The organism is Halomonas sp. MS1 (assembly GCF_024182575.1).
Taxonomy (GTDB): domain Bacteria; phylum Pseudomonadota; class Gammaproteobacteria; order Pseudomonadales; family Halomonadaceae; genus Vreelandella.
Genome location: NZ_CP098926.1, coordinates 3,161,278 through 3,178,978 on the forward strand (window position 1 = coordinate 3,161,278; position 17,701 = coordinate 3,178,978).

Consider the following 17,701-nt stretch of genomic DNA (forward strand, 5'->3'; position numbering starts at 1 on the left):
GTTTAGCTGGTAACGGCGACGTGAGCGGCGCCGCGTTTGATAAAGGCATAGCCTAAACCGGTTACCAGCGAGCCGATAATAATCGCACCAAGGTAGAGTAGTGCAGGAGTGATAGCGTTGGGAATGAGCAGGACAAAGATACCCCCGTGAGGTGCCATTAGTTTCGCGCCTACCAGCATGGAAAGCGCACCGGTGATCGCACCGCCCACCATGCACGCGGGGATAACCCGCAACGGGTCTTTCGCCGCGAAGGGAATGGCGCCTTCACTAATAAAGCAAAAGCCGAGTACAAACGAAGCTTTGCCTGCTTCCCGTTCTGGTTCAGAAAATTTATTGCGCGCTACGAAACTGGCAATACCCATGCCAATCGCTGGCACCATGCCTGCCGCCATAATGGCTGCCATTGGGCCGTAGGTTTCTGAAGCCAACAAGCCCACGCCGAAGGTATAGGCTGCTTTATTGACGGGGCCGCCCAAATCGAAGCACATCATGGCGCCCAATAGAATGCCCAGCAGCACTGCGTTAGTAGAACCCATTGAGGCCAGGAAGCTGGTCAGCGCATTCAGCAATGCAGCGACAGGCTCGCCAATCACATAGATCATCGTCAGGCCGGTGACCAGACTGGCCACCAGCGGGATGATCAGAATAGGCTTGAGCGATTCAACGCTGGAAGGCAGTTTAACGTAGCGGGTAACCGCGAGGGCTACGTAGCCAGCCAGGAAGCCTGCCAAAATGCCGCCGATAAACCCGGAGCCAATGTCAGCCGCCAACATACCGCCAATCATACCTGGAGCAATACCGGGGCGGTCGGCGATGGAGTAGGCAATGTAACCTGCCAGCACCGGAATCATTAGCGCGAAGGCGGTACCACCGCCAATTTGCATAAGCGCAGCGGCCAGTGTGCCTTCCTGCTCAAAGGCTTCAATGCCGAACACAAACGACAGCGCAATCAGCAAGCCGCCCGCTACCACCATGGGCAACATGAACGACACGCCAGTGAGTAGGTGCTTATAAACGCCTTTCTCTTTAACACTCTTATTGGCGTTGCCCGAAGCGCTGTTGGCGTTTTCTACGCTAGCATCAACAAGAGCAGCTTCCAGCGTGGGACGTGGCTTTTTTAGCGCATTGCCGGTTGAGGTTCGGTAGATGCGCTTACCTGCAAACCGCGCAGGGTCAACGTCGATATCGCAGGCCAGTACGACCACATCGGCGTCGGCGATCTCTTGTTCGGTTAAATGATCCTGAGCGCCCACTGAGCCTTGGGTTTCCACGCGAATGGCATGTCCCATGGCTTTGCCTGCTTCGGCTAGCGCTTCAGCGGCCATAAAGGTATGAGCAACACCGGTGGGGCAGGCAGTAACAGCGACAATCTTCTTGCTACCCGTATTGCTCGCTGGAGTGTCAGCAGCGGTAGGGGTTGCAGGAGCAGTGTAAATCGGTGCTTCACGCTTGGCTTGAGTTAAAAAGGCGCTGGGGTCGGGCAGGGCGCTGGCAATCGGCGCCTGGAAAAGTCGTTTGCCTTCAAAACGTTCCGGGGCAGGAACATGATCGGCAGCGACCACGATCAGATCGGCATGAGCAATTTGTTCGGCGGTGGCTGCCTGCAGCGGCGCAATTTCGCCGTGCATTTCCACATGGGCGCTCCAGCCCATCCGCGTGGCCGCTTGTTCAAGGCGCTTGGCGGCCAGAAAGGTGGTCGCCATGCCGCTGGGGCAGGCGGTAATTAGAATAAGCTTCATCGCGTAGCTCCCTTGGTGATGGTGTCGTCAAGACGCCGTACCAAAGTCTGTTGTTGGAGTAAGTCAAAGTCGTCGGCGTGGGGGGTGCCCACGCCGACGTGGCGAACCGCTTCGGCAGAGAGTGCCGTTGCGAAGCGAAGGGTGTCTTGCGGGGCGAAGTCGCTGAGCAGCCCATGGAGCATGCCAGCCACAAAGGTATCGCCCGCACAAACGGTATTGGTGGCGTTTACGCTAGGCGGTGTGGATTGCCAAGTGCCCTGTGAACTAACCCATAAAACGCCCTCTGAGCCTGCGGAAATCAGTGCGTGCTCTATGCCACTGGCGTGCAGTCGCTCGGCGGCGAGCTGGCGCTGTTGATTTGAATCTAACGTGCTGCCAGCCCAGTCGGCGAGTTCCGTTTCGTTAGGTTTTACAGCCGCAGGCTGAACAGCAATGGCGGTCAGCAGTGCTGGGCCGCTGGTGTCTATCCAAAGTGGTACGCCATAGCTTTTTAGGGTGGTTAGTAGTTCAGCAAACAGCGACTGATCAATACCCGGTGGAAGGCTACCGGCAACGACGACCGCTTGGGGCGGAGCGGAGCGCTGAAACAAATCGTCTAGGGTAGTTCGTAAGGCATCTAGATGGTCAGCCTCAATCGGCATGCCGGGGCCGTTAATATCAGTGACGCGGCCACACTGTTCCGCCAGCTTGGCGTTAATGCGCGTGCTGCCGGGTACTCGTACAAAGGCATCTTCCACGCCGTAGTGGGGGAATGCCAAGCTGAACGGCGCGTCGTTATCCTGGCCGAGAAAGCCGCTAACAATCACTTGATGGCCTAAGCTGGCCAGCACGCGTGCTACGTTAACGCCTTTGCCCGCAGCTTCTAACTGGGCGCTGTGGGGGCGGTTTACATGACCGAGTGTCAGCGTTTCAAGGTTGAACGCTAAATCCAGCGCGGGGTTGAGTGTAATGCACACTACCTGAGCCATTAGCGGGCCTCCAGGGCATCACGCACTTCATCGCTGGTGGCTTTACTCAGTGCTAATTGGGCAGTGGCTTTTGCATCGGCAAGATCAAATTCACGCAGGCGAGCTTTGACTAGCGGAATTTGTCGCGCACTGACGGAAAGCTCATCAACGCCTAACCCTACCAGCACCGGCACGGCCATGGCGTCCGAGGCAAGCTCGCCGCATACGCCGACCCATTTACCGTGGGTATGGGCGGCATCGACGGTCATTTGAATCAAACGCAGCACGGCGGGGTGCAGGCCATCGGCCTGGGCAGAAAGCTCTGGGTGGCCGCGGTCGATGGCCAGGGTGTACTGAGTTAAATCGTTAGTACCAACGGAGAAGAAGTCCACCTCGGCCGCCAGCGTAGGTGCTAGCAGTGCGCTGGAGGGTACTTCGATCATCACGCCCAGTTGCACATCAGTGGCGCGCTGCTGTGGTGGGATTTCGCTAAGCAGGCGGTCATAGATGACTTTGGCGGCGCGGAATTCAGCGACATCCTTAACCATCGGCAGCATGATGCGTAGCGGACGGCCGACAGCTGCCATCAGCAGCGCGCGGATTTGTGTTTCCAGCACTTCCGGCTCGGTCAGCGCGAGGCGAATGCCGCGTAGGCCAAGGAAAGGATTGTCTTCCTGGGGAACCGGCCAGTAGGGCAGCGGCTTGTCGCCCCCCACATCCAAAGTACGCGCGACCAGCGGACGGCCATCCAAGGCATCGGTGGCTTCGCGGTACTCGGCAATTTGGGTGGCTAGGTCCGGAGCGCTTGAGTAGGCCATAAACAGGAATTCAGTGCGCAGCAGGCCAACGCCTTCAGCACCGCGTTCAACTGCATCGGCGGCGTGGGCGGTGTTACCAAGATTGGCTGCCACTTCTACCCGATGCCCATCGCGGGTTTGGGCTTGCTCAAAGCGTAGCTTCCAGGCATCGGCTTCGCGCTGTTGCTGGTCGAGAAGCTGTTGTTCCGCGCGCTGCAGGCGCTCTTCGGAAGGCTGGGAGGTAACCCGCCCCCGTTCACCGTCCAGAATCATCATGCTGCCGTTATGCAACGCCATGACGGCTTCACCGGCGCCGACAACAGCGGGAATACCCAGCGCACGAGCCAGAATAGCACTGTGTGCGGTGGCGCCGCCGCGCACGGTAAGCAGGCCGCGTACGCGCGAGGTATCCAAGCGGGCAACATCGGAAGGGCCGATGTCATCCATCACCAGAATATACGGGTGGTCAGGCGGCTCGGGCAGTTGGACATCGCACAATACCCCCAGCACGCGGCGGCCTACGTCGCGCAGGTCAGCGGCGCGCTCAGCCAGCAGGCGGTCGGCGAGCATTTCCTGGGCGTGGGCGGCGGTTTCAATGGCGTTCCACCAACCGGCTTCTGCTGAACGACCTTCACGAATCGCATCAATGGCAGCGTGATGCAGTTCGGGGTCGTCGAGCATCTCTTCGTGCATCGAGAGAATATCGGCCACTTCGCCGCCAGGGGCGTTATGCACAAGTGCTTGAAGTTGAGCAGCGCCTTCTTTGAGTGCCACTTTCAGGCGACTAATTTCATGTTCGGGGTCACTGGCGTGTTCAGCGTAGTCGAACTGCATCGGGCGAATCACAAACACCGGCGCAATGGCTAAGCCCGGCGAAGCGGCAACGCCGGTGTGGGGCGCATCAGCGACTAACGGCTCAACGGGCTTGCTCGTGTTAGTCACCGACTTGGCATCAAAGCCGCCGTCGAACGGCGTTACTTTCTCGCCCAAGCCTTCTTCGATCGCAGCGGAAACGGCGTCCAGTGCAGCCCTTGCTTGCTCACCTTCGGCAGAAAGGATCAGCCACTGACCACGCCGTGCTCCTAAGCCGATCACTTTGGTTAGGCTGGCGGCTGAAACCGTGGAGGCACTGCCTTCTTCAAGGCGTACATTAATCGGCATTGATTGCGCGCGGGCGATCTGTACCAACTGTTTTGCCGGGCGGGCGTGCAGGCCATGGGGGTTCAAGACGCGCACGCGGCGAGTCTGAGTACTGGCGGTTTCACCCGCCAGCGTGGCCAGCAGCTGTGCGCTGCTTTTGCCTACCAAGCTGTCGCTCTCGCCGTTCTCCAACACGGCTAATAGCTGTTCCAGCAGTGGGCGATGGGCATCGCCGCTGGCCGCTAAACAGAACAGCGCGTGGACAGGGTGGCCGCTATGCTCAAGTTTAGGATCGGCTGGCGTGGCAACGCCTAATGCGGGTTGTGTCACCCCTTGGGCGTGGCTTGCCAACCAAAATCCTTTGCCCAGCCATTGGGGGGAAGCACTGGCAATGGCGCTAATAAAAGCGTTATCAACGCAGCCACTTTGGCGCAGCCGAGCGGCAGCGGCCAGGGCGAGCTCTTGAGGGTCACGAGCAGGAAAGTTAATGCACAGCGTATCGGCATCCAGGCGTGGCTCAAGCGCTGGTTTGGAAAGTAAACGCGCTACCTCGACAGCCGAGCTAGCGCTGGCGAGCTGGTTGGCGACGCCTTCGCGGTCTAAGACGTGGGTCAACTGGCGCAGAATATCCAGGTGTTCGTCATTTTGCGCGGCTATCGTCACCAAAACATAGACCGTCTGGCCGTCATGCCACTGAACGCCTTTGGGGAACTGCAGCACCCTCACGCCGGTATGTTTTACGTGCTGACGACTTTCCGGCGTGCCGTGTGGAATGGCAATCGCGTTACCAAGATATGTTGACGACTGCGCTTCACGGGCATGGAGGCCATCACGGTACTCGGCCTCAACTAAGCCCGCATCCGTTAGCGCCTTAGCGGCGATGTCGAGTGCAGCTTGCCAGTCGTCCGCATGGCGGTCGAGCAAGATGTCATCTGGGCCGAGAGTTAACATAGGGTTCTCCTGTAAACGCTGTCAGCCAAGGGTAATGTCTGCAGCGTGATCATGCTTAAACGTTGGTCGTAGAGCGTTGAGCTTCGCTGGATGAATCGTGTCATCTGTGGTTAGTTGGCTATGCTGAATCGATTCACTTAAAGACACAAGGGTTGTCTTTCTAGACTTTAGTCTGGGTGGGGAGAATCGGCTGATAAACTACACCGGCAACCAGAGGGAGAATTGCATGACACTTGCCGACATTGCCCGGCTTGCGGGCGTATCGCGCACCACGGCGAGCTATGTAATTAATGGCCAGGCCGAGCAACGGCGTATTAGTAATGCCACCATTGAGAAAGTAATGGCGGTCGTGCGGCAGCATCGCTATCACATTGACCCGCAGGCAGCGGCGCTGCGTCGTGGGGCAAGTCGGCTGATTGGATTGATCGTGCCGGACCTTGAAAATATCAGCTATGCGCGGCTCGCGAAGCGCTTAGAGCGTGGCGCGAGAGAGCAGGGCTATCAGCTGTTGGTGGCTAGCTCAGATGACTGTGCCGATAGCGAGCGGGCTTTGGCATTGGCGCTTCGCGCGCAGCGTTGTGAGGTGCTTATTACCGCCAGCTGCCTTGCCGAAGAGGACACTTTCTATTCTGAGTTGGTAGATGAAGGTTGGTGCGTTGTGGGAATGGACCGAGGGCTTGCGCCGACGCGTTTTGCCAGTGTCGTCAGTAACGATCAAGACGCGGCATATGCGCTAACGCGCTCGGTCATTACGGGTAGCACGCGGCGGGTGGCGTGGTTAGAAGCGATGCCAAGCTTGTCGATCAGTCGCGAGCGGAGGGTGGGTTTTCAGTCAGCGCTACAAGACACCTCTATCGAGCCGGTTTTACTTAGCGGTACGCACTACGAGCGTAGCGAAGGCGCCCGTCTTGCCGCTCAACTGCTGGATGAGAAGGGGGGCGCTGATGCGTTGATCACCGCGTCTTATGTGCTGATGGAAGGGGTGTTTGACGTGTTTCTGGAGCGCGGTGGGCTGCCAGAGAATATGCGGTTAGCCACCTTTGGCGACCACCGTTTGCTGGATTTTCTGCCGCAACCGGTGAATTCAGCCTTGCAAGATTATGATCGCATTGCTGAACTCACCCTGCGCTGCGCCTTGAGTGCCATGAACGGTGACTATCAGTGTGGGCAGCAGGTTGTGGCGCGCCACCTGCGTACCCGATAAGCCCCATTGATTCGTTCAGAGCTTGAGTTGTTAAGAGCTATACCGTGCGGGCTTGAGCCCAGGCCTGTGCATCCGGAATAGACATATCGTAGCGTTCACTGAGGTAGGGCGACGACAGTAAAAAGTCGGCGCTCGCCGCATTGCATGCCACCGGCACGTTCCATAGCGCGGCTAAACGCAGCAGCGCTTTGACATCAGGATCGTGGGGCTGAGGGGCAAACGGATCCCAGAAGAAAATCAGCACGTCTAGCTGTTGTTCGGCAATCCGCGCACCAATTTGCTGATCACCGCCCAGCGGCCCGCTCATCAACCCCTCGACCTCTAGGCCAAGCGCATTTTTGAGCCGCCCAGCGGTCGTCCCCGTACCAATGAGAGTGTGCTGGCTGAGCGTTTCCTGCCAGCGTGTTGCCCACTCCAGCATTTCGGTTTTTTTGCCGTCGTGGGCAATTAGCGCAATGCGTTTACGCGGTTGCAGCGTACGAACGGCTTGGCGGGGTGGACGTGCGTCGCTCATGGCATGGCTCTCCAGTTAACATTCCGGCTATTTCAGGTCACAGTTAGATTTACGCTTCTTCAACGGCCAGCACTTTCATGGTGTTAGTGCCGCCGTGGGCGTTCATGTGGTCGCCGCGGGTAAGAATGACATGATCGCCAGGGTGTGCCAAACCATGCGCTTGCAGTAGCTTGACGGCTTCTTGGTTGAGCTCTTTAGGGTCCATATGGGTGGTGTCGAAGGGGATCGACACGACGCCGCGATAAAGCGCCATGCGCCGTTGGGCAATCGGGCTATGTGCAAGTCCCACAATCGGCAGACCAGAGCGAATGCGTGAGGCAATCAGTGGCGTATAACCTGTCGAGGTCATACAGGCTATGGCGCGTACCCCGGTGAGGTGGTTAGCGGCATACATGGCAGAGAGGGCAATGGTTTCATCAATGCGCTCGAAGCCTTCATGAATACGGTGGCCGGATGACTGAGCAATACGTTCGCGCTCAGCGCCGAGGCATACTCGATCCATCGCTTGAATGGTTTCTACCGGATAGTCACCCGCGGCGGTTTCCGCAGAGAGCATGACGGCGTCGGTGGCATCCAGCACTGCGTTAGCCACGTCGAATACTTCCGCGCGGGTGGGCAGTGGCGACTCAATCATCGACTCCATCATTTGTGTGGCGGTAATGACCGCACGGTTAAGCGTGCGAGCATGCTTGATGATGCGTTTTTGAGTGCCGATCAGTGCGGCATCGCCAATTTCTACGCCTAAGTCGCCTCGGGCGACCATCACGGCTTCAGAGGCTTCGATAATGCCATCCAGTGTCTCATCATCGGCAACCGCTTCGGCGCGCTCAAGCTTGGCAACCAGACCTATTTCCTTGCCTGCTTCGCCGAGCAGGTCACGCGCTTCTTGCATATCAGCAGCGCTGCGTGGGAACGATACCGCCAGGTAATCCACCCCGATATCGATCGCGGTTTTAAGGTCTTCTTTATCTTTTTCGGTAAGCGCCGGGGCGGATAATCCACCGCCTTGCTTGTTGATGCCTTTGTTATTGGAAAGCTTGCCACCTACGTGAACGCGTGTGTGGACTTCTTGACCAATAATCGAGGTGACGTCCAGCACGACACGGCCATCATCCAGCAGTAGCCGGTCACCAGGGGCGACATCGTCAATCAGCGACTTGTAATCACAGCCGACGCGCTCGGCCGTGCCGCTGTTGGCATCCAACGCCATGTCGAGCACAAAGGCCTGGCCAATGTCCAAGTGAACGGCACCTTCGGCAAAGCGCGATATACGGATTTTTGGCCCTTGCAGGTCACCCAAGGCGGCAACGCTGCGATTTAGTCGCTGGGCAATCTCGCGTACCTCTTTCAAACGGCGGCGATGGTCGTCTGCAGCGCCATGGGAGAAATTTAGCCGCACGACATCAACGCCCGCTTTTAGCATGGCTTCCAGCACGCCAGGGCGATCGCTTGCTGGACCAAGCGTCGCGACAATCTTGGTGCGGCGAAGGGGAGTGGGAGATGTTGAGCGAGTCATAAACGTTACTCCTGTTGACCATCTTGGCGGTGATTAATTATTGGACTACGATAGCCTTTATATAGTAATTTTACTACATATTGGGATGTTATTAGCCTTTAAGGGCAGTTTGGATAGGTAAAAATTGACCTAAAGGTGAATAAATACGTATTTTTAGTAATTTTTTTACTGGATACGCCATCGACTACCACTGCTTGATTGAGGTGCCATCATGACAATAAGAGTTGCTATTAACGGATTTGGACGGATTGGTCGTAACGTACTACGTGCGCTGTACGAAAATGGCTATCGGGATCGTGTCCGAGTGGTTGCGATTAATGATTTGGGTGATCCTTCCCTAAACTCGCACCTGCTGCGTCACGATACGGTTCACGGCCACTTTCCTTTTGCCGTTGAGCATGATGCCGAAAGTATTCGTGTGGATGGCGATCGCATCGCGATCTCTTCTGAGCGTGATCCTAGCCAGCTTCCTTGGGCATCCATGAACATTGATCTCGTCATGGAGTGCACAGGCTTGTTCACTAAGCGAGAAGCCGCTGCCAAGCATATAGAAGCGGGTGCCAAGCGTGTGTTGATCTCTGCCCCCAGCCCCGATGCTGACGCTACTATCGTATATGGCGTTAATGACGATATTTTGACGGCTGAACATACGGTGGTCTCCAATGCGTCGTGCACGACTAACTGCTTGGCGCCTGTCGCCAAAGCGTTAAACGATGCTGTAGGCATTGAAAATGGCTTGATGACCACGGTCCATGCCTACACCAACGACCAGAACCTATCGGATGTTTATCACTCCGACCCTTACCGCGCGCGTAGTGCGACGCATTCGATGATTCCGACCAAAACAGGCGCAGCAGCGGCCGTTGGTTTGGTCTTGCCGGAACTAGCAGGTAAGTTTGATGGGTTAGCCGTACGCGTGCCGGTGATCAACGTTTCCCTGGTAGATTTAACATTTACGGCAAGTCGCGATACCAGCAAAGAAGAGATCAACGCCATTGTTGAAAAAGCAGCGGCGAACTCGTCTGTGCTAGCGGTTAATGCACAACCGCTGGTGTCTATTGATTTCAATCATGATGCGCATTCATCTACTTTTGATGCTAATCACACCCGTGTGAATGGCCGCCTGGTGAAAATTATGGCGTGGTACGACAACGAGTGGGGTTTCTCCAACCGTATGTTAGATACCGCCCTTGCCATACAGAAAACGGCCAAATAACACCTGACTGACCCTTATGGGCAAGTGTCGCCCAGCAGCAACTCTGTTTTGAGTAGCTGCTGGGTTTTGGGTATCCGTCCTAGAATCATTTTTGCCGCCACGCGGCCCTTGCCCGCACTGTCCTGGCGCACGGTCGTTAAACGCGGTGCTCTATACTGCCCTTCAGCAATGCCATCAAAGCCGGTAATTCTTAGCTCCCCCGGTACGTGAATGCCACGCTGTTCGGCCAGCGTCAGCGCGGTAAGTGCAATGCGGTCTGACATGCATAGCAGCAGATCCGGGCGCTGCGTGGCAGGCTGGTCGAGGATTTCTGTGATCACAGGAGAGCACACATCAAACACGTTCTCTTCGATATTCCATAGTGGGATCTGTTCAGCATCAAAGCCATGTTCGGTGAGTGCAGCATGAAATCCGGCCAGGCGCGCACGGCTGATGGTGCTGCTGTCTGGAAGTAGGGTGTGCTGATTGCTTATTCGGCCGTTGCAATACTCTTTTGTCAGACGAAGATTAACCACCGCAGGCCGCTGTGGACGCGTTTTTAACGCGTGCTGGGCAAGGTGGTAGCTCGCGTCTTGGTCATCGATATGCACAGTCGGGCTGCCATCAATGTCGAAATCCACAGACACCAGTGGCCGCTGCGCAGGCAGCTCGCTTAGCAGCTTGTTATTAGGCATCAGGCCGTAAACGATAAAGCCATCGGCAATGTTTGCAGACCCTGGCGGCTGGGAGGCATGACCCCGGCCAGGCAGTAGCAGCATGGTATGCCCATGTGCATCGAGTACTTCAGCGACACCGGATAAAAATTCACTGGCGACAGCATCATTGAGGCTGTAGGTCAGGCTTTCGGCAAGAATAACCGCAACAATGCTAGAGCGCCCAGTGCGCAAACTCCGGGCCTTGGCATCTGGACCGTTATACCCCAGGCGTTTGGCCTCGCTTAAAATACGATCGCGTAGCAGAGGCGAAAGCTGGTCGGGGCGGTTGAAAGCGTTTGATATTGTCGCGGTGGAAACGCCGAGTTCTGTGGCAAGATCCTTGAGAGTCATTCGACGATGGGCAGTCACGGGTTTCCTATCCTGTTTAATTATTTGGGCGTTATTTTACATCGCAGGCTAATGAATTGAATCTGGCGCACAAAAATACGGCCTTGACGTTGTTTCCACTACCGTTGCTATACAGGTAGTAGCATCAAAGGCCGTTGTTCGCTCAGCAACAGCTCAGTCGATAGCGTTCGTTAAGCCGCAGAGCGTGCCTCAGAAAGCATCAACGCCGCACCGCTTTCATCAAATAGATGCACATGCTCAATGTCAGGCACCAGGGATACTTTTTGGCCTTCTTCCCACTTGCTTGGGGCTTCGCTGCGGTGGATAAGCAGTGTATCGCCCTCTTTGGGTTCTAGGTAGACATAGACCTCATTACCCAGGTACTCAACATTGAAAATTTCAAAGCAATTATCGCCCTTGGGTGCCTCTAAACGTAGGTGCTCGGGGCGTATGCCTAAGGTAAGCGAGCTGCCTGTGTGATAGCTATCTGCGGCTTGGGGAAGTGAGACTTCTCCCAAGCCTTTTGCAGTCACCCGGCAACCATCTGTTGAACCGCTGGCAAGCTCCGCGGGCATAAAATTCATCGTCGGTGAACCGATAAAACCGGCGACAAACTTGGTGGCTGGGCGTTGATAAAGTTCATGTGGGCTGCCTACTTGCTCGATATGGCCGCCTTTTAGCACCACGATTTTATCTGCCAGGGTCATTGCTTCGACTTGGTCGTGGGTCACATAAATCATCGTAGAGCCCAGGCGATTGTGCAGCCTAGCGATCTCGTTGCGCATTTGTACTCGCAGCGACGCATCCAGGTTGGAAAGCGGCTCATCAAAAAGCAGAATGCGAGGTTCCCGAGCCATCGCACGGCCCATTGCAACACGCTGGCGCTGACCGCCCGACAGTGCTTTCGGCTTGCGGTGTAACAGGTCTTCAAGCTGCAAAATTTTAGCGGTACTCATTACCCGTTCATGGACCGTCTCTTTGTCTGTTTTGGCAAGCTTCAAGCCAAAGGCCATGTTGTCATAAACGGTCATGTGCGGGTAAAGAGCATACGACTGGAACACCATGCCCACACCACGTTCACGTGGGGGAAGGTCATTGACCAGCGTGTCACCAATGTTTAAGTCACCGTCGGTGATTGACTCAAGACCCGCGATAAGGCGCAGCAGCGTGGATTTGCCACAGCCGGATGGGCCAACAAAGACGACAAATTCACCATCGCCAATGGTCAGGTCAACGTCTTTAATAATGTGATCGCGACCAAATACTTTGTTGATCTTTTCAAGCGTAACACTTGCCATGGTTAGCTCCTTGTCGGCCTCAATGCTGCATTCCTCGTATCGGGCCGACTATCGTTATTGAATGTTGTTATTGAGTATTGCCATTGATGTGACTAAGCAACGTGCATGAAGGCGGCTTGATAGGCGGGCAGCGTCAGCACATTATCTTGACGTGCCGTAGTGAAGCCGTGTCCTTCCAGGTCACCGATGACGTCTAAGGGGAGTGCTGTTTGCAGCTCATTCCCCGTCAGGTTAAAGACACACAGCACTTTGTCTTGGCCATTTTGACGAATAAAGCCCAGTAACTCCTCGCCAACCTCAATCAGCTGTAAATCACCGTCGAACAGCGCGGAGTGCGCTTGGCGGAAAGCCAGCATCCGGCGCACACCGTTAAGCGTTGAGTCCGGGTTCGTTTGCTGTCGGCTAACCGCCAATGGCAGGTGGCGTTTTTCTACCGGGAGCCATGGCTCAATGGCCGAGAAACCTGCCTGGGTGCCATCGGTCCATGGCATCGGCGTGCGGCACCCGTCTCGGCCTTTAAACTCTGGCCAGAGCACTTTGCCGTAAGGGTCTTGAATGCGCTCGAAGGGCACGTCGGCTTCTGGCAGCCCTAACTCTTCCCCTTGATAAAGGCAGACGCTGCCGCGTAGGGAAAACAGCATGGCGAGCATCACTTTAGGATAAGCAATGGGATCTTCTTCAGCACCCCAGCGTGACGCGCTGCGTTCAACATCATGGTTGGATGTTGCCCAGCAGGGCCAGGCATCGCCCGCTAAGCGCTGAAAGCGCTCAATAACATGACGAATATAGCTGGCGGAGCGTGGCTTATTGAGCAAGTCAAAGGTGTAAGCCATGTGCAGTTTGTCACCGCCTGCGGTGTACTCAGCCATGCGCTCAAGTGGGTTGTCATCGCCGATTTCGCCCACGGTCGTAGTGCCGGGATACTCGTCCATCAAGGCGCGTAAGTCTTTTAAGAAATCTACGTTTTCAGGGCGGCTAATATCGTAGACATGACGCTGCCACGTGTAGGGGTTAGCCTCTGGAGCGCCCAGGGTTTTGGATTCGCCTTTGGGCACCGGTGGGTTGTCGCGCAGCTCGGTGTCGTGGAAGTAGAAGTTGACGGTATCAAGGCGGAAACCATCAACGCCAAGATCCAGCCAGAAGCGCATGTTGTCCAGTTGTGCCTGACGAGCTTCCGGGTTGTGGAAGTTGACATCCGGCTGGCTGGTCAAAAAGTTGTGTAGATAATACTGCTGGCGGCGTGAATCAAAGGTCCAGGCAGGGCCGCCAAAAATAGATAGCCAGTTATTAGGGGGTGTGCCATCGGGCTTAGGGTCTGCCCATACAAACCAATCGGCTTTGGGATTGGTACGATTCTGGCGGCTCTCTTTAAACCAAGCGTGCTGTTCAGAGGTATGGCTGATGACTTGATCAATCATCACTTTCAGCCCAAGTGAATGGGCCTTGTCGAGCAACGCCTTGAAATCATCCAGGGTGCCAAACATCGGATCAACGTCACGGTAGTCGCTGACGTCATAGCCGAAATCGAGCATGGGAGACGTAAAGAAAGGCGACAGCCAGACACCGTCAACATTCAAAGAAGCGACGTAATCGAGCTTTTCGGTAATGCCTTTCAAGTCACCAATGCCGTCGCCACGGCTGTCTAGGAAGCTGCGCGGGTAAATTTGATAGATAACGCCGCCGCGCCACCAGGTCAGGTTGTCTTGCATGAATAAATCCTTAATAAAACGTAAATAACACCCACGCTTAGCCTTTAACTGCGCCCGCAGTTAAGCCTGAAACAATGCGACGTTGGAAAATGATGACCAAGATAACCAGGGGCACGGTGACGACGACCGACGCGGCCATGATTGGCCCCCAGGGCAGCTCGTAGGCGCTACCACCTGACAGCAGGGCAATGGCAACAGGCACGGTGCGCTGTGCATCAGTGAGTGTGAAGGTTAAGGCAAACAGAAACTCATTCCACGCAGCAATAAAGGCGAGCAGGCCAGTGGTTGCCATGGCGGGCCACATTAGCGGTAGGAAAACTTTAGTAATCGTAATCCAGGGCGTAGCGCCATCCATAATGGCGGCTTCTTCCAACTCCATGGGCAGTTCTTTCATGAAGGTGGTAAGTACCCAGACGGTGAAGGGCAGCGTGAAAATGGTGTAGCTCAGAATGAGACCAGCGGGATTGTTGTAGAGATTTAGTGCGCGAATCACCTCAAACAAACCTGAGAGCACCGCAACCTGAGGAAACATGGAAACCCCAAGAATGACCAGCATGACGGTCGAGCGACCACGGAAGCGAACTCGGCCCAGCGCATAGGAGGCGGTGATCCCCAGTAGCAGCGCGATGAAAACAACGCTAAATGCTACGACTATTGAGTTAAAAATCGCACGGATAAAGCTCGACTGGCTAAAAATCTGCGCATAGTTATCCAGGTTCCAATTTGAGGGCCAAAGTTCAACCCGGAAAAGCTCGCTGGAAGGTTTAAGTGAGGTAATGACCGCGTAATAAAATGGGAAAACGGCGTATACCATAATCAGCGCAATTAAGGCCCAAAAGCCGACGCGCTTGGCAATTTTGGCTAACTGACGTTGGTTCATCAGTCACCTCCTAGTTGTATTTTGTTACGGCCTAAATAGAGGTAAGCAACGGTGGCCAGGGCAATAATCAAGAACAACAGGGTAGAGGCAGCACTGCCGTAACCAACATCCTGGAACTCAACCAACTGCTGACGCGCATAGACTGACATCGACATCGTGCTGGTCGAGTTAGACGTCAGTACGTAGATCACGTCGAACACTCGCAGGGCATCTAGAAGGCGGAAAATCACCGCCACCATCAAGGCAGGCGTAATCAGCGGCAAGGTAACTTTGAAGAACACACGCACGGGATGAATGCCGTCTACTTCTGCGGCTTCGTAGCAGTCTTTTGGCAACATCTGTAGGGCGGCTAATACCAACAGAGCAACAAACGGAATTGTTTTCCAGACATCAACCATGATGACGGCCCACATTGAGTAAGTCGCGCTAGCCGTCCAGGCGATAGGATTATCGATAATCCCAACCGTCATTAGCAGGTGGTTGATGATGCCGAACTGATCGTTGAGCATCCATGCCCACATTTGCGCGGAAACGATAGTAGGGATTGCCCACGGAATCAGCACTGCCGCGCGAACAATCGTCCGACCTTTAAACTCCGCATTTAGAATCAGCGCCACAATGACACCGAAAATGACTTCTAAAGAGACAGATACCACCGAAAAATAAACCGTATTCCAAACAGATTGCCACCAGACTGGGTCAGCAAGCACCCCGAACCAGCGGCCATTGTCGTAAACCAGATAGTTTTCAAACCCGATTAGATTAGCCGCACCCAGGTCCGACAGTGAGGCATCGGTAAAGCTTAGAAAAAATGTTCGCATTAACGGCCAGCCAGCCACCAATGTTAATGCGATCAGCATGGGAGCCAAGAACAGCCAAGCCGCTTTGACCCGCTGACGGCGTACTTTAGTGCCGCGATGCCGACGCGCTGGCGCTGCGGCTGAGCGCGCCTCCAGGGGCGCGCTGTTGTTAGAAGAGGTCGACATAGGTATCTCCGCGGTTACCAGTTGCGACGCTTCAGGCGGAGTAAATCGCCTTCGAGGTCAGCGACGGCGTCAGCGCCAGTTTTAGTGCCCGAAAGCACATCATGGGAAGTGCTGAAAAAGGCATTGCTAACACGGCCATAGGCATCCCCGGTAGGTGCTGACGGACGGGCGACGGCGTTGGTGAAGGTGTCGTAAAGAGTGCCAAAGAATGGCACGGCTTCCAGTACCTCTTCATCTTGGTAAAGCGCATCGATGGTGGGGTTGTAGGACGCTTGGATAGCACGACGCTTTTGCTCTTCTTCACCGGTTAAGAAAGCGACCAGGTCAGCGGCAAGCTCGGGATGTTCGCTATAGCGGGATACTGCTAAGTTCCAACCGCCTAAGCCGGCTGCACTTCGACCGTCTTCTCCACCTGCGGGCAATTGGGTAACGCCGACGCTGCCACGTACATCGCTATCTTCGCTTTGAGCCAGTGACCAGGCGTATGGCCAGTTGCGCATAAATACGGCATTGCCGCCCTGGAAGACACCACGGGCTTCTTCTTCGGTATAGTTCAGCACGCCTTCCGGAGAGATATCGCCAATCCATGAGGCTGCTAAATTCAGCGCTTCAGCAGCTTTCTCGTTATTGATGGTGACTTCGCCATTCTGATCTACCACGGTGCCGCCACCGAAGCTTGATACCCACTCCAGTGCATTGACGGTAAGTCCTTCATAAGCACGCCCCTGGAAGACAAAACCCTGCATACGATCATTGCCTTCTGCGCGCTCGGCATCTTTGATATCACGCGCGATGTCGGTCAGTTCTTGCCACGTAGTCGGTACGTCATGGCCATGTTTCTCCAGCAAGTCCTCGCGGTAATACAGAACACCTGCGTCGGTAAACCAGGGCATCGCAACTAGGCGGCCATTGATAGTGTTGTTGGTGACAATGGTGTCGAAGTGGCCTGCCGCGGCGTCTTCACCAAGCACTTCGCTTAAATCAAGCAGGTGATTAGCGAGTAGGCCGGGCCAGACAACATCGATCTGCATGACATCAATGTCGCTAGAATTGGCGGATAAAATTTGTTGGTAGAGTGACAAACGTTCAGTAGATGAGTTTGGCGTTGAAACCACATCGACACTGTGGCCGGTCTTCTCTTCCCAGGCGCTCACACCTTCTTGGCAAAGAGTAAGTTCCGCACCAACAGCTCCACAAGAAATGGTTAACTCAGCCGCCTGGGCAGAGCCTGTGGCGCTAGCGAGACTAGCCAAAGCAATGGCAGAAGTGAGTAGTGTCTTTTTCATAGGGCGTTCCTCGGCATTTGTTGTTATGGGTAATGAGTGTTAAAAGCGCTTGTAGTGCCTACTTAAACGATTAAGTAAGGTGCCAGTTAGCCGTCTCCTCGTGACAAGTTCAATAGCGACTTTTGTCTAATGCCATTGCATCACTTTTTTCTAACCTAATGAACAGTTTAGACATTGGTCGATAATTAGTGATTTCTTGTTGGTTTACTACCTCTTAATCGATTAAGTTCTTTCTACCGTTATCTAGCGGGATAAAACGTAGTTGCTTTGCAACATAATCTGCTGGATTCGGTTCGCAGAACAGCGTTTAGCGCCACTCAGTGGGAGAGTCGTTGGGCGTGTTGATGAGCGTGGGCTATCCGTGCAGTAAAGCGACAGACTGATGGCTTTGGCTCGAAGGAAGGTTTAAAGCAAAAGCATCAGAAACTTACGTTTTCAACAAAATCTCAAAAATAAAAGATTTAAAGCCAAGTTT

Annotated in this window: 13 protein-coding genes; 2 read left to right on the plus strand and 11 right to left on the minus strand. The window is 54.9% G+C overall.

Annotation, left to right across the window (positions count from 1 at the left end; translation table 11 throughout):
* Window positions 1-2: 2 nt before the first annotated feature.
* The 3 genes from NF683_RS14415 to ptsP are packed head-to-tail and all read right to left on the minus strand — an operon-like array spanning window position 3 to window position 5,574.
* Complete coding sequence (locus NF683_RS14415) at window positions 3-1,739, minus strand: PTS fructose-like transporter subunit IIB (protein WP_253920280.1); 1,737 nt, start codon at window positions 1,737-1,739, stop codon at window positions 3-5.
* Window positions 1,736-2,707 (minus strand): 1-phosphofructokinase, encoded by a 972-nt coding sequence (pfkB, locus tag NF683_RS14420; protein ID WP_253920281.1) that lies wholly within the window; start codon window positions 2,705-2,707, stop codon window positions 1,736-1,738. Before pfkB ends, NF683_RS14415 begins: the two co-directional genes overlap by 4 nt.
* Window positions 2,707-5,574, minus strand: coding sequence for a phosphoenolpyruvate--protein phosphotransferase (gene ptsP, locus NF683_RS14425; RefSeq protein ID WP_253920282.1), 2,868 nt, complete (start codon window positions 5,572-5,574; stop codon window positions 2,707-2,709). Before ptsP ends, pfkB begins: the two co-directional genes overlap by 1 nt.
* 226 nt (window positions 5,575-5,800) lie before the next feature.
* Here ptsP and cra point away from each other — a divergent pair, with 226 nt between their 5' ends.
* Window positions 5,801-6,778 carry a catabolite repressor/activator gene (cra, locus tag NF683_RS14430; RefSeq protein WP_253920283.1) on the plus strand — a complete coding sequence of 326 codons (978 nt, stop codon included), beginning with the start codon at window positions 5,801-5,803 and terminating at the stop codon, window positions 6,776-6,778.
* Between the two features lie 37 nt (window positions 6,779-6,815).
* Here the strand turns inward: cra and NF683_RS14435 are convergent, their stop codons facing one another.
* Together NF683_RS14435 and pyk are read right to left on the minus strand one after the other, a co-directional pair.
* Complete coding sequence (locus NF683_RS14435) at window positions 6,816-7,292, minus strand: methylglyoxal synthase (RefSeq protein ID WP_038483239.1); 477 nt, start codon at window positions 7,290-7,292, stop codon at window positions 6,816-6,818.
* 49 nt (window positions 7,293-7,341) lie between these two features.
* Entirely contained in the window at window positions 7,342-8,808 is a 1,467-nt protein-coding gene (pyk, locus tag NF683_RS14440) for a pyruvate kinase (protein WP_038483243.1), read from the minus strand.
* Window positions 8,809-9,019: 211 nt separating this feature from the next.
* Between pyk and gap the strand changes: the two genes are divergently transcribed.
* Entirely contained in the window at window positions 9,020-10,024 is a 1,005-nt protein-coding gene (gap, locus tag NF683_RS14445; RefSeq protein WP_253920284.1) for a type I glyceraldehyde-3-phosphate dehydrogenase, read from the plus strand.
* Window positions 10,025-10,038: 14 nt separating this feature from the next.
* Here gap and NF683_RS14450 read toward each other — a convergent pair whose 3' ends face one another.
* The 6 genes from NF683_RS14450 to NF683_RS14475 all read right to left on the minus strand — a co-directional run bounded on the left by NF683_RS14450 (window position 10,039) and on the right by NF683_RS14475 (window position 17,226).
* Window positions 10,039-11,070: a LacI family DNA-binding transcriptional regulator gene (locus NF683_RS14450; RefSeq protein WP_456362362.1), complete on the minus strand. Its 1,032-nt coding sequence runs from the start codon at window positions 11,068-11,070 to the stop codon at window positions 10,039-10,041.
* 188 nt (window positions 11,071-11,258) lie between these two features.
* Window positions 11,259-12,365, minus strand: coding sequence for an ABC transporter ATP-binding protein (locus NF683_RS14455; protein WP_253920286.1), 1,107 nt, complete (start codon window positions 12,363-12,365; stop codon window positions 11,259-11,261).
* A gap of 92 nt (window positions 12,366-12,457) precedes the next feature.
* On the minus strand, window positions 12,458-14,074 hold the full coding sequence (locus NF683_RS14460) for an alpha-glucosidase (RefSeq protein WP_253920287.1): 1,617 nt from the start codon (window positions 14,072-14,074) through the stop codon (window positions 12,458-12,460).
* Between the two features lie 37 nt (window positions 14,075-14,111).
* On the minus strand, window positions 14,112-14,954 hold the full coding sequence (locus NF683_RS14465; RefSeq protein WP_038483259.1) for a carbohydrate ABC transporter permease: 843 nt from the start codon (window positions 14,952-14,954) through the stop codon (window positions 14,112-14,114).
* The gene (locus tag NF683_RS14470; protein ID WP_038483262.1) at window positions 14,954-15,940 is read right to left on the minus strand and encodes a carbohydrate ABC transporter permease; all 987 of its coding nucleotides are present in this window, start codon (window positions 15,938-15,940) and stop codon (window positions 14,954-14,956) included. Before NF683_RS14470 ends, NF683_RS14465 begins: the two co-directional genes overlap by 1 nt.
* Before the next feature lie 14 nt (window positions 15,941-15,954).
* Window positions 15,955-17,226, minus strand: coding sequence for an ABC transporter substrate-binding protein (locus NF683_RS14475; RefSeq protein ID WP_089037949.1), 1,272 nt, complete (start codon window positions 17,224-17,226; stop codon window positions 15,955-15,957).
* Window positions 17,227-17,701 lie beyond the last annotated feature (475 nt).